Annotated in this window: 9 protein-coding genes; 6 read left to right on the top strand and 3 right to left on the bottom strand. The window is 66.5% G+C overall.

The window, feature by feature from the left end:
• Positions 1 to 48 precede the first annotated feature (48 nt).
• Positions 49 to 1,008: a VOC family protein gene (locus BLIN9172_RS11015; RefSeq protein WP_025777720.1), complete on the top strand. Its 960-nt coding sequence runs from the start codon at positions 49 to 51 to the stop codon at positions 1,006 to 1,008.
• Positions 1,009 to 1,100: 92 nt separating this feature from the next.
• Here BLIN9172_RS11015 and BLIN9172_RS11010 read toward each other — a convergent pair whose 3' ends face one another.
• Entirely contained in the window at positions 1,101 to 3,209 is a 2,109-nt protein-coding gene (locus tag BLIN9172_RS11010; protein ID WP_240812086.1) for a heavy metal translocating P-type ATPase, read from the bottom strand.
• Between the two features lie 220 nt (positions 3,210 to 3,429).
• On the opposite strand from BLIN9172_RS11010, the gene BLIN9172_RS11005 reads away from it, so the two are divergent.
• The 5 genes from BLIN9172_RS11005 (at position 3,430) to BLIN9172_RS10985 (ending at position 9,623) form a co-directional block, all read left to right on the top strand.
• Entirely contained in the window at positions 3,430 to 4,491 is a 1,062-nt protein-coding gene (locus BLIN9172_RS11005; RefSeq protein ID WP_101555129.1) for a 2,3-butanediol dehydrogenase, read from the top strand.
• Positions 4,492 to 4,814: 323 nt separating this feature from the next.
• The gene (locus BLIN9172_RS11000; protein WP_180956968.1) at positions 4,815 to 6,311 is read left to right on the top strand and encodes a GntP family permease; all 1,497 of its coding nucleotides are present in this window, start codon (positions 4,815 to 4,817) and stop codon (positions 6,309 to 6,311) included.
• Complete coding sequence (locus tag BLIN9172_RS10995) at positions 6,308 to 7,717, top strand: four-carbon acid sugar kinase family protein (protein ID WP_240812085.1); 1,410 nt, start codon at positions 6,308 to 6,310, stop codon at positions 7,715 to 7,717. Before BLIN9172_RS11000 ends, BLIN9172_RS10995 begins: the two co-directional genes overlap by 4 nt.
• 65 nt (positions 7,718 to 7,782) lie before the next feature.
• Entirely contained in the window at positions 7,783 to 8,829 is a 1,047-nt protein-coding gene (pdxA, locus tag BLIN9172_RS10990) for a 4-hydroxythreonine-4-phosphate dehydrogenase PdxA (protein ID WP_101555128.1), read from the top strand.
• Positions 8,830 to 8,897: 68 nt separating this feature from the next.
• Positions 8,898 to 9,623 (top strand): DeoR/GlpR family DNA-binding transcription regulator, encoded by a 726-nt coding sequence (locus BLIN9172_RS10985; protein ID WP_101555127.1) that lies wholly within the window; start codon positions 8,898 to 8,900, stop codon positions 9,621 to 9,623.
• A gap of 28 nt (positions 9,624 to 9,651) precedes the next feature.
• Here the strand turns inward: BLIN9172_RS10985 and BLIN9172_RS10980 are convergent, their stop codons facing one another.
• Positions 9,652 to 11,229: a BCCT family transporter gene (locus tag BLIN9172_RS10980; protein ID WP_101555126.1), complete on the bottom strand. Its 1,578-nt coding sequence runs from the start codon at positions 11,227 to 11,229 to the stop codon at positions 9,652 to 9,654.
• Positions 11,230 to 11,456: 227 nt separating this feature from the next.
• Positions 11,457 to 12,428 carry an NADPH:quinone oxidoreductase family protein gene (locus BLIN9172_RS10975; RefSeq protein WP_101555125.1) on the bottom strand — a complete coding sequence of 324 codons (972 nt, stop codon included), beginning with the start codon at positions 12,426 to 12,428 and terminating at the stop codon, positions 11,457 to 11,459.
• Positions 12,429 to 12,481: the final 53 nt, after the last annotated feature.

Genomic DNA, 12,481 nt, shown 5'->3' with positions numbered 1-12,481 from the left:
AGCTTGATCTAGACTGGACCCAACAGCCCATCCGCTCAGGAGAACAGCATGACCGCCACCCCCATCCAGGCACCAACTTCCACCGCCCCGCAGACACTCGCCGTCGATGAGAAACGACTCAGCGCGGCCACCGGAATGGACGCGGTGACCCTGCGCGTCGGCGACCTCGAGAAGATGTCGAACTACTACTCGAACGCCCTGGCGATGGAACCCCTCGAGGAGACCGCCCGCGATGGCGAAGTCCACCGTGTGCTCGGCCGCGGCGCCACTCCCCTGGTCAAGCTCGTGGCCACCCCGGGCCTGCCCGGCGTCGACGCCAAACAGGCCGGCCTGTTCCACACCGCCTTCCTGTTCGACACCAAGGAAGCCCTGGCCGCCACGGTCGCCCACGCCGCGCAGAACACCAACAGCACCTTCGTCGGCTCCAGCGATCACCTTGTCAGCCAGGCGTTCTACTTCACCGATCCCGAAGGCAACGGCATCGAGCTCTACGTCGACCGCGCCCGTTCGGAATGGACTCACTCGCTCGACGGTGAGGTCCAGATGGACACGCTCTACCTTGACCCGAACCGCTTCCTCGAACGCCACCTGAATCAAGACATCCTCGCGAACACTGCCGCCGAACCCGGCATCGTCGGCCACGTCCACCTGCAGGTCGGCAACATCCCTCAGGCCCGCGAGTTCTACGTCGATGCCCTCGGCTTCGAGCCGTCGCTGTCGTCAATGCCCGGAGTCCTCTTCGCGGCGGCGGGCGGATACCACCACCACGTCGCCATGAACACATGGAACAGCCGCGGCGCCGGCCCTCGCGCGGCCAGCCTCGGCCTCGGGGATGTCGCGATCACCGTTCCCGGACGCGAGGACCTCGACGCGCTCGTCGCTCGCCTGCGCACGCACAACCTCGACTTCGCCGATGACGGACGCTCCGTGCGCGTCGTCGACCCGTGGGGCACGCAGGTCACCCTGGCCACCGGAACCAGCTCCATCGACGAGACCCTGGCGCGCTGACGACCTGCCGGTGCGAACATCTCCACCGGACAGATCGCACTGAGGCGGGTGATGCTCAATGGCATCACCCGCCTCAATCGTCTGCGCCGAGATCAGCTCGTGGAGTGCACTCGCCCAACCACCGCCTGCGGATGCAGGTCGAGTCGGCGCAGCAGCTGAGCATTGAGGGCGACGACGATCGTCGAGATCGACATCAGGATCGCACCCACACTCATCGGCAGCACGAATCCGACAGGAGCGAGCACTCCTGCCGCCAGCGGCACCGACAGCAGGTTGTACCCGGCCGCCCACCACAGGTTCTGCTTCATCTTCCGGTAGGTCGCCCGAGAGAGTTCGACGATCGAGAGCACGGACCGCGGATCGTCGGAAGCGAGGATGACTCCGGCAGAGCCGATGGCCACATCGGTTCCGGCCCCGATGGCGATGCCGACATCGGCCTGCGCGAGCGCAGGAGCGTCATTGACACCGTCACCGACCATCGCCACACGACGCCCCTCCCCCTGCAGCTCGGAGACCTTCGCCGCCTTGTCGGCGGGATGAACGCCGGCAAAGACACGGTCGATGCCGAGCTCGGAGGCCACAGACTGCGCGACCGCCTCGGCGTCTCCGGTGATCATCACGACCTGTGCACCGATGGCGTGGAGAGCATCGACGGCATCGCGAGACTCCGGCCGGATCTCATCGGCCAACCGCAGGGCACCGACGACAGATCCGTCGACGAGCACGTGGAGGATGATGGCACCTTCGGCTCGCCAGGCCTCCGCAGACTTCGCCTCGGGCGCGTCATGCGCCTCGAGCAGTCTGGGACCACCGACCTCGACCGTCTGGCCCGCGATGACGGCCTTGACCCCCACCGCAGGTGACGACGAAAAGTCGGAGGCTCTCGGCACGTCGACCCCCCATTCAGCCGCAGCCGTGACGATGGCTGCGGCCAACGGGTGCTCGCTGTCGGCTTCGGCCGCAGCCGCCAGGCCGAGCACTTCACTCTCGGCCCGCGTGGCCCCGGCACCCTCGACGACTTCGATGGCGGTGACCGTCGGCTGACCCTTCGTCAGAGTGCCGGTCTTGTCGAAGAGCACGGAATCGACCGTGCGCATCGTCTCGAGCGCGAGCCGGTCCTTGACGAGGACGCCGGCACGGGCGGCACGTTCGGTGGCGATCGACACGACCAGCGGAATGGCCAGCCCCAAGGCGTGAGGACAGGCGATGACGAGCACGGTGATCGTGCGCACGACCGCCGAGTCCGGCATGCCGATGAGCGACCAGACGACCGCTGTGATCACGGCAGCGCCGAGAGCGAACCAGAACAGCCATGCCGAGGCTCGATCAGCGATGCGCTGGGCTCGAGATGACGAGCTCTGAGCGTCGGAGACCAGCTTCTGGATACCGGCCAGCGTTGTGTCGTCACCGATCGCGGTGATCTCGACTCGAAGCCCGGAATCGGCGGCGACGGTGCCGGCCACAACCGAGTCGCCTTCGCCGCGTCGGACCGTCGCGGATTCTCCGGTGACCATGGATTCGTCCACATGGGCCGAACCGTCGATGATCCGTCCGTCGGCGGGCACCGAGGCACCGGGTCGAACGAGGACGATGTCCCCGACGACGAGGTCGGACGGAGCGACGCTCACCGCCTCCCCATCGATGATCTTCTCGGCCTCATCCGGCAGCAGCGCGGCGAGACTGTCGAGCGCCGAGGTGGTCAGTGCCAGTGAGCGCATCTCCATCCAGTGGCCGGCGAGCATGATCACGACCAGCAGAGCCAGCTCCCACCAGAAATCGAGCTGCGGGTCGAGCAGGCCCAGCGACGACCCCCAGGAGGAGATGAAAGCGACCGTGATCGCCAAAGCAATGAGCAGCATCATGCCCGGACTGCGCCCCTTGATCTCGTCGAGTCCGCCGGCCAGGAACGGCTTTCCGCCCCAGACGTACATGACGGTGCCGAGGATCGGTGAGAGCCAGCGAAGCGCACCGAGGATGCCGGTGTCGGGAACCTCGTATCCGACGAGGTGGCCGAACATCGGACTGAATGCGACGACGGGCACGGCGATGACGAGCATGATCCAGAACAGCCTCCGGAACTGCGCGACGTGATCGCCATGGCCGGCATGACCCGCGTGGCCCGAATGGCCGGAGTGAGCCTCGTGACCGGAGTGGTCGCCATGACCACTGTGGTCATGGCGAGCGTGATCGGAGTGGGCCATGGTCTCAGTGTGTGCGGAATGGCCTGTCTCAGCAGACTGCATTCCGTAATGACGATGATTCTGCGGCTTGTCCATACCCACAATCTATACCCCTAGGGGGTATAAATCAATGGTGATGCCTCTCATATGCAATCGCCTGCAACCCTGGCTCTCACGTCGCAAGCGTTCTAGCGTCGAAGAACACCGAATGGCACGGATACGCCCCACGAAAGGACTCATCATGAGGGCAGCACGATTCCACGCTCGCAAAGACATCCGAATCGAAGACATCCCAGAACCCGAATTGCGGCCAGGCACAGTCGCCATCGACGTCACCTGGTGCGGGATCTGCGGAACCGATCTCCACGAATATCTGGAGGGGCCGATCTTCGTCCCGCCGGCGGGCCACCCGCATCCGATCTCCGGCGAATCAGCCCCAGTGACCATGGGGCACGAGTTCTCCGGCACGATCACCCACCTCGGCGACGGCGTCACCGACCTGAACGTCGGCCAGAACGTCGTCGTCGAGCCCTACATCATTGCCGAAGACGTCGACACCGGCCCCGGCCAGAGCTATCAGCTGTCGAAGGACATGAACTTCATCGGCCTCGGCGGCCGTGGTGGCGGACTGTCGGAGAAGATCGTCGTGCAGCGTCGCTGGGTGCACCCGATCGGCGATATTCCACTCGATCAGGCTGCGTTGATCGAACCGTTGTCAGTCGCCCACCACGCAGTCGTTCGCTCGGACGCCGAATCCGGCCAGACCGCCATCGTCGGCGGCGCAGGACCCATCGGCCTCCTCACTGCCGCCGTCCTCAAAGCCAAGGGACTGACCGTCTACATCTCCGAGCTCTCCGAGGCGCGCAAGCAGATGGCACTCTCAACAGGCGTTGCCGACGAGGTCCTCGATCCACGAGAATTCGATGTCGCCGAAACCATCCGAGAGCGCACGGGCGGACGTGGAGCCGACGTGGGATTCGAATGCTCGTCCGTCCCCGCGGTTCTGGACATGCTCCTCGATGCCGTCCGTCCCGGCGGAGTCATCGTCAACGTCTCCATCTGGGGGCATAAGCCCGAGGTCGATATGCCGAAGCTGGTCCTCAAGGAGATCGACCTGCGAGGAACCATCGGCTACTCCGGCGACCACCCGGAGACGATCAGACTGGCCGCCGGCGGCACCATCGATCTCTCAGCCTTCATCACCGCACGCATCGGCCTGGACGAGCTCATCTCGGGCGGGTTCGACGAGCTCATCAACAACAACGAGCAGCACGTGAAGATCATCGTCGACCCCCGCGCCTGACAGGAACCTCCTCGACACCCTCTCCACGCGCACCCCGCAGTTTCGAGGGAACAGAATGTCGATTCAGTCCGCTGAAATCAACATTCCGCTCCCTCGAATTTCTGCATTCACGCTCTTGGCCCCGCATTCACGCACCCGCCCCGCAGGAGGAACGCACCCGCGCTCGACATTGCATATACGTGCAGTTATGACTCATACTTGCTCATACTGTTCAACTTCGCTTCTGATCGTCGACTGCCCTCGGGCATCGCAGATCGTGTCGAAGTCAATGAGAACCACACACCCTGGCTCGCCCGCGAGCCGGCCTCACCGCGGAGGACCCCATGGACCTGCAACTCATACTGGCGTTGGCCGCCGGCATCGCGACGATCGTCGTCATCGTGCTCGCGACCCGACTCGACGCCTTCATCGCCCTGCTTCTGGCGGCCGTCGTCACCGGCATCGTCGCCGGTCAGGATCTGCTCTCGATCATCGACTCGATCACCACCGGCTTCGGCGACACCCTGGCCAGCATCGGCATCGTCATCGGCCTCGGCGTCGGCATCGGCAAGATCCTCGAAGTCTCCGGAGCCGCCGACTCCCTCGCCCGCGCCTTCCTCCGTGCCTTCGGCAAGGGCCGTGAGCCGTGGGCGATGGGAACCGTCGGCTCGCTCGTGTCCATCCCCGTCTTCTGCGACTCCGGCTACGTGATCATGAATCCGCTGGCTCGTTCGATCGCCCGCGTGAAGAAGGGCGGCTACGTCACCCTCGCGCTGGCTCTGGGCTGCGGTATGACCCTGACTCATCACATGGTGCCGCCGACGCCGGGCCCTTTGGCTGCCACCGGCATCCTCGGTGCCGACATCGGATCGGTCATCCTCGCCGGCATCGTCTTCACCGTCATCCTCCTGCCCGTGGTCGTCGTCTACGCGCGCTGGATCGGGCCGAAGCTCGAACCCGTGCTCAACAGCAAGGTCAGGCACGACGTCTATTCCGAGGTCTCGGCCGCCTCGGCGGAGGGCACCGACGAAGGAGCATCCAGGGTATCCACCCTCACGGGCGACCATGAGCACTCCGGCGACAGCTCCACCGACTCCGCGACGTCGCAGGACGCGGCCGGCGCCGCCCGGTCCGCGGGCCGTGCCAAGAAGCCCGGCGCCTTCCTCGGCTTCCTGCCGCTCATCGTCCCGCTGCTGCTCATCGTGGCCAACACGGTCGGCACCGCAATCGACAAGAGCGCACAGGGAGAGCTCGCCGGCGACGCGTACGAACCCTCCGCCTGGGTCGCTCCGCTGGCATTCTTCGGCAACCCGGTCGTCGCCCTGATCATCGGCCTCATCCTCGCCGTCTACACGCTGCTGCCCCGTGTGACCCCACGCAATCAGGTGCAGAGCTGGCTTGCCGACGGTGCCGCCTCGGCCGGTCTCATCCTCCTCATCACCGGCGCCGGCGGCAGCTTCGGACTGGTCCTGCGCGAATCGGGTGTCGGTGACGCCCTCGCCGAGGCGATCGCCTCGATCAGCCTGCCCGCGCTTCTCGTCCCGTTCCTCATCGCCTCCTTCGTCCGCCTGGCTCAGGGATCGGGTACGGTCGCGATGATCACCGCCGCCTCGGTGACGGCGCCGCTCATCGCCCCGCTGGGACTCGATCCGCTCGTGGCCGTCATGGCCTGCACCGCCGGTTCGATGGTCTTCTCCTACTTCAACGACTCCTACTTCTGGGTCGTCACCCGATTCGCCGGACTCGACGGCATCAACGCCATCAAGGGCTGGTCGGGAATCACCACTGCCGTGTGGATCTGTTCCCTGCCGCTGCTGTTCGTGCTCGACTTGATCGTATGAGCACTTCCCACATGCCGGACGCCGGCACGACGGCAGCGTCCCCCTCGGCGCAGGCGAGCCCGCGCATCCTCATCGTCGCCGACGACCTCACCGGCGGCAACGCCTGCGGAGCCCTGTTCGCCGAGGCGGGACTGCGAACGATCACCGTCACCGGCACCAGCCCAGCCGGCAGCGTCGACCTCGGAGGTCTGCTCGATGACTTCGATGCGGTCGTCGTCAACACCGACTCCCGCCACCTGCCGCCGCAGCAGGCTGGCATGGTCTACTCAGAACTCATCGAGTCCGCCGGTGCCGTCGACCTCGTGGCCTGCCGCATCGACACCACTCTGCGCGGCAACGTCGGGCCAGCTGCAGCAGCCGCCATCTCGGCGCGCAGGCGTGCGCTGACCGCGTCCGACGGTCCGCAGTGCCGCGTCCTGGGACTGTGCATGCCGGCCTTCCCTGCCGCCGGCAGAACCACCGTGCAGGGGCGGCAGCTGCTGGGCGGTCGTCTGCTCGAACACACCGAGCTCGCCTACGATGTCCGCTCCCCCATGCACACCTCCGTCATCGAGGAGATCCTCGCCGCCGGCACGGATCTCGACTGTCACGTCATCGCTATCGCGACCGTCCTGGCCGGCCGTGAGGCCGTGGCCACCGCCGTGCTCGACGCCATCGGGGAAGGGGCCGACGTGCTCATCGCCGATGCCCTGACCACCGACCATATCGAACTCGTCGGTTCCGTCATCGCTGAGATCAGCCACGACCTCGCCGAGGCGGCCACTCCGGAGATCCGCAACCGCGCAGGTCTGGCCGACGGTGAGCTGTTGGACTGGGTGACCATCGATCCCGGACCCGGCAGCCTCGCCCTGGCCCAGTCACGGCTGCCTGCTCGTGCCGATGGCCTCCTGCTCGGCATCTCGGGCTCGGCCACCGAGGTCACCCGCTCTCAGCTCGCGGCCGTAGCCGAGGACCCCACAGTCACGGTCCTCCGTGTGCCCGTCGACGATGCGGGCCTGCCCGATGTCGAGGACACACTCACGCTCATCGATCGGACCGCCTCGGCGCGGGCGATCATCATCGCCACCGTCCTCGAATCCAGCGATCTGCGCGAACTCACAGATGCCGAATCCGAGCAGACGACACGGCGATTGGCATTGATCGCCTCAACAGTCATCTCCACCATCCCGATCTCCGGCCTCTATACCACCGGCGGAGACGTCACCGCTACGGTGATGCGCGAGCTCGGCGCGATGGGGATGGAGATCGACAAGGAGATCGTGCCCCTGGCCGTGGGCGGCCGTCTCGTCGGCGGGCGCGCCGACGGACTGCCGATCGTCACCAAGGGCGGTCTCATCGGCAACGCCGGCACTGCCGTCGAGTGTCTCGAGTTCCTGTCGACCACCGCCCGCGTCAGACGAGACTGAATCGTGCACGACGAACCTTGCACCGCCACCCGCCGACAGAATCCGAACCATCTGAGGAGACAGCAATGACAGCACCAGCACTCGCCGTGACCGTGGGCGATCCCGTCGGAATCGGACCGGAGATCACCGCCACCGTGCTCGCGGAGTTCGCGGGCAGAGACGATCAGCACGGAATCGCCGTCGCGGATCTGGCCGTGATGAGACGTGCCGTCGACGTCCTCGGACTCGACGTCGAGCTGCGCGCCATCTCCGATTGGTCGACGCCTTCGGCAGGCGAAGGCGTCATCGACGTCTTCGACATCGGCGTGCTCGGCGATGACCTTCCCGAGTGGGGCGTCGTCGACGCTCGCGCCGGCAGGGCTTCGGTGGCCGCGATCGAGCTCGCCACCAAGGCCGCCATGGATCAGCAGGTCGCCGGCATCGTCACCGGCCCCATCAACAAGGAAGCCGTGTGGAAGTCCGGATCGCAGCACCTCGGGCACACCGAGATGCTCGGTGAGCTGACCGGAGTGACGAAGCAGGACACGATGTTCGTCGTGGAGAACACGAAGGTCCCCGACCATAAACTCCAGATCTTCTTCGCCACCCGCCACATGTCCCTGCGCAAGGCCATCGACGCCCTCACCGTCGAGACCCAGATCGACTCGATCGAGCGCGCCCATCGCGCCCTGCAGCTCTACGGCGTCGCCTCGCCGAGGGTGGCCGTCGCCGCGCTCAACCCGCACGGTGGTGAGAACGGCGCATTCGGCGACGAGGAGATCGAGATCCTCCGTCCGGCCGTCGAGAAGGTCAATGCCGGCGGCGCCGTCGAAGTCGCCGGACCGATCCCGGCCGATTCCGTCTTCCATCAGGGGCTGACCGGCCGCTTCGACGGCATCCTCTCGCAGTACCACGACCAGGGACACATCGCGTCGAAGACCTTCGACTTCGACGGGACGATCTCCGTCACCGTGGGCCTGCCGATCCTGCGCACCTCCGTCGATCACGGCACGGCCTTCGACATCGCCGGTCAGGGCATCGCCGATGCGGGCACCATGCGCTCGGCCTACCGGGCGGCCATCGGCTACGCGCCGTTCGTCGACGGCATCCGCGCGGAGTACCTGCCGAAGTAGGCTGAGTCATATGGCCGACCGCGGCGACTGAGCCGCGGTCGGCTCCGTGACCGAGGAGAGGAAGACAGATGGCGATCCGATCAGGGACCCAGCGGCGCCGCGAAGCCATTCTCGGCCTGCTCAAGACCGGATCGTGGAGCATCCCCCGCCTGGCCGGGGCCCTCGAGACCTCGGAGTCGACGATCCGCCGCGACCTGCGCGATATGGCCGCAGACGGTGAGATCATCCGCACCATCGGCGGAGCCGCTGCGGCAGGGTACGTCGAACCGCCGCTGGGCGAACGGATGGAACAGCAGGCCGAAGCGAAGGACGCCATCGCCGCCCGCGCTCTCGCACGCCTCGACGATGCGCGAGTGCGAACCGTCTTCCTCGATGCCGGATCGACGGCTGTGCGTCTGGCCGAGAGGATCAGGGACCGCAGCGAGCTCACCGTCGTCACCCGAGGCCTCGAGATCGCACTGACCCTTGCCCATCCTGCCGGACCCACCGTCATCATGATCGGCGGTGAGGTCTCGACCCTGTCCCACGGGACGACCGGGGCGCTGTCGGACCATGCACTGGCCCGCATCCATGTCGACATCGCCTTCCTCGGCGCCGATGCGGTCGACACCGCTCAGGGGCTGGGCGAACCGAGCCTCGACGAGGCCCGGACGAAGGAACTCATCGCCGAGCGGGCCGGCGCCGTCATCGTCCTCGCCGACAGCTCGAAGGCAGGCCGCGAGGTCGTCGCCTGGGCGCCGCTGCCGCCCGGCTGGACGTGGATCGACGAACACGGGGAGCACGCGCAGGGCTGACGCCCCGCAGCCGCCGATCCGAGCGTTCTCACACCTGCTGTTCGCGCGCCATCTGCCGGACATAGACAGGAGCGGCGACGAGCGCCGGCAGCATCACGAAGCCCACCGGCACAGCGGTGATGACGATCGCCGACTGCAGAGCCTCCACTCCCCCGTCGCCGAGGCTGATGAGCACGGCCGCTGTGATGCCGATGAGCAGAGCCCAGGTGGCGCGCAGCCTCGGAGAGGGTTCCCCGGAGGTCATGCACGACTGGGACATCGCAAACGACATCGAGTCCGTGGTCGTGGCGACGAACGTCATCGTCAGGACGAGGAAGCCGAGGCTGATGACCAGCGACAGCGGCAGGTGACCGCTGATCGCCATGACCGCCGCGGGCAGTCCGCCCTCCATGAGCGGCTCCGAGATCGCCCCATCCGACTTCTGCTCAAGGAAGATGCCTGTGCCGCCGAGCACTGTGAACCAGAAGGTCGTGGCCACGGGAGGCAGCACCGTCGTGCTGATGAGCAGATCGCGGACCGTGCGGCCCTTGGAGATCCGAGCGACGAAGATCGCCATCAGCGGCGCATAGCCGAGGAACCAGCCGAAGAAGAAGACGGTCCACCCGGACAGCCACTCGGTGTCCCCGCGGTAGAGGGTCATGCTGAAGAAGTCGGTGACGTAGAGGGCGAATCCGTCGAAGAAGCTCTTGACGACGAACCACGCCGATCCGAGCACGAGCACCGCGGCCATGAGGCCGAGCGCCAACCACACGTTCGCGGAGCTGAGGAATCGGATGCCGCGGTTGACTCCGGAGAAGACACTGACTCCGGCGACCGCGGTGAGCGTCGCGATGACGAGGAGCTGGACGGGATAGACGTCGGGGATCCCGAACAGCGAATTGAGACCGTAGGAGACCTGGAGGCCGAGGAAGCCGACCGGGCCGATGGTGCCCGCCGCGACTGAGATCACGCACACGACGTCGACGATCGCAGCGATCGGTCCGGTGGCCGCACGCCTGCCCATGATCGGATACAGAAGGCTGCGGGGGCGAAGCGGCATGCCTTTCTCGGCAGCGCGCATCATGACGATGGCACCCAACGAGCCGAGAATCGCCCAGGCGAGGAAGCCCCAGTCGATGAAGCTTGTGGCCAATGCCGCGGCCACTGCGTCGACTCCGCCGCCGTCGGAGAAATACGGTGGTCTCGAGGTGTAGTGGTACATCGGTTCGGCGGCCGCCCAGAACACTCCCCCTGCGGCGAGCAGGGTCATCATGATCATCGCGATCCAGGAGAAGCGGTTGAAGTCCGGTCGCGCCTGGTTGCCCAATCTGGCCTTCGCCCAGGGAGTGAAGACGAGGACGAGCGCGATGAGGAATGTGGCCAGCAGCAGGATCTGCCAGTACATGCCGAAGATCTCGGCGCAGGCGGCGAACCCGGCCCCCACCCAGCCCGACATCCGATCAGGGACGATGAGAGCGAGGGCGACGAAGCTCGCGAGGATCCCCACGCTCGCCCCGGCCACGGGCCGGTCGAGGCGGCGGGGGCCGATATGGCCGGGGTCGTCTGTCGCAGGAGGCGGCTCAGCCGCCTGATCGGCGGTTACCGTGGTGGTGCTGGTCTGGCTCATGGGTGGCGCTGCCTTCCGTGCCCCGCTGACTCTGCCGTCGGCTGCGGGGCTGTTGGGTATCGATGCTCGTTCCGTCTGGAATCGAAGCGGCCCAGTCTAGGGGGCGGAGCACCGAAACGGTCCGGCGGCCGAGGGATTTCCGCTCGAATGTGGGACGACTCACCCGCCTCGGTGGTCTGCCCTGGGACATCCGCGCCGTTCCCGGTTGAGTACGGTCGTCGCCGGTCTCACTCCCCCGCGATCTCGAGCAGCACCTTGCCGATCACGGAGCGGGATTCGAGTTCCTTGATCGCTGCTGCCGCCTGCGCCAGCGGATACCTCGCATGGTTGCGCGGATTGAGACGCCCGGCGGACACATACTCGGCCACGGCCTGCCACTGTTCGTCGATGAGAGACGGATGACCGACAGTCGCCGCGCCCCACGCGACACCATCGACGGAGATGTTCTTCAGCAGCAGTCGGTTGACCTTGATCGAGGGAATCTCGCCGGCAGTGAAACCGAGGACGAGCAGCCGGCCGAAGGGTGCGAGCACTCGCGTCGAATCGGTGAAGCGGTCGCCGCCGACAGGGTCGAAGACGATATCGACGCCGCCCGGGAAGGTCTCCTTCGTCGCGTCTTTGAAACCGTCGGCGAAGACGACATGCCTCGCGCCGATCTCACGAACCGCGTCGGCCTTCGCCTCGGTCGAGACGACGGCGACGACGTCGAGTCCCATCGCCGAGCCCAGCTGCACCGTGGCCGAGCCGAGGCCACCCGCAGCACCGTGGACGAGGAGACTCTGGCCCGGCCGGGCATCGGCGCGCACACGCAGCGCGAAGTCAGCAGTGAGCACGTTCATCGGCATACCTGCGGCATCGGCCAGAGAGACCGTGTCCGGCACCTTCACGGTGGCCTCGTCGGCGGCCACAAGGTACTCGGCGAAAGTGCCCGAGCCCGTGATCGCCGCGACCCGATCACCGACGGCGAACCGGGAGTCCGGCCCCGCCTCGGCGACAGTTCCGGACGCTTCGGAACCCAGGGTGAATGGCAGGTCATGCTTGACCTGATACATCCCGCGCGTCTGCAGCAGCTCGGGGAAGGTCACTCCGGCGTAGGCGACCTTGATGAGCACTTGGCCCGGCCCCGGAACCGGACGCTCCACGTCGAGATGCTCTACATCATCGGGCCCGGTCAGAGCAGTGACGCGAATGGCTTTCATAGTTTCCTCGCTAACGTTGTGGCCCACGCGGAACGCTAGAGCTCCGGTGGCGG

This window comes from Brevibacterium linens ATCC 9172 (assembly GCF_900169165.1).
Lineage (GTDB): Bacteria > Actinomycetota > Actinomycetes > Actinomycetales > Brevibacteriaceae > Brevibacterium > Brevibacterium linens.
Note: the sequence above shows the minus strand (reverse complement) of the source record. Positions and strands in the feature narration are given on the sequence as shown.

Coding starts and splice junctions, on each gene's coding strand:
- BLIN9172_RS11015 (WP_025777720.1), top strand. CDS start 49: ATGACCGCCACCCCCATCCAGGCACCAACTTCCACCGCCCCGCAGACA.
- BLIN9172_RS11010 (WP_240812086.1), bottom strand. CDS start 3,209: ATGGCCCACTCCGATCACGCTCGCCATGACCACAGTGGTCATGGCGAC.
- BLIN9172_RS11005 (WP_101555129.1), top strand. CDS start 3,430: ATGAGGGCAGCACGATTCCACGCTCGCAAAGACATCCGAATCGAAGAC.
- BLIN9172_RS11000 (WP_180956968.1), top strand. CDS start 4,815: ATGGACCTGCAACTCATACTGGCGTTGGCCGCCGGCATCGCGACGATC.
- BLIN9172_RS10995 (WP_240812085.1), top strand. CDS start 6,308: ATGAGCACTTCCCACATGCCGGACGCCGGCACGACGGCAGCGTCCCCC.
- pdxA (WP_101555128.1), top strand. CDS start 7,783: ATGACAGCACCAGCACTCGCCGTGACCGTGGGCGATCCCGTCGGAATC.
- BLIN9172_RS10985 (WP_101555127.1), top strand. CDS start 8,898: ATGGCGATCCGATCAGGGACCCAGCGGCGCCGCGAAGCCATTCTCGGC.
- BLIN9172_RS10980 (WP_101555126.1), bottom strand. CDS start 11,229: ATGAGCCAGACCAGCACCACCACGGTAACCGCCGATCAGGCGGCTGAG.
- BLIN9172_RS10975 (WP_101555125.1), bottom strand. CDS start 12,428: ATGAAAGCCATTCGCGTCACTGCTCTGACCGGGCCCGATGATGTAGAG.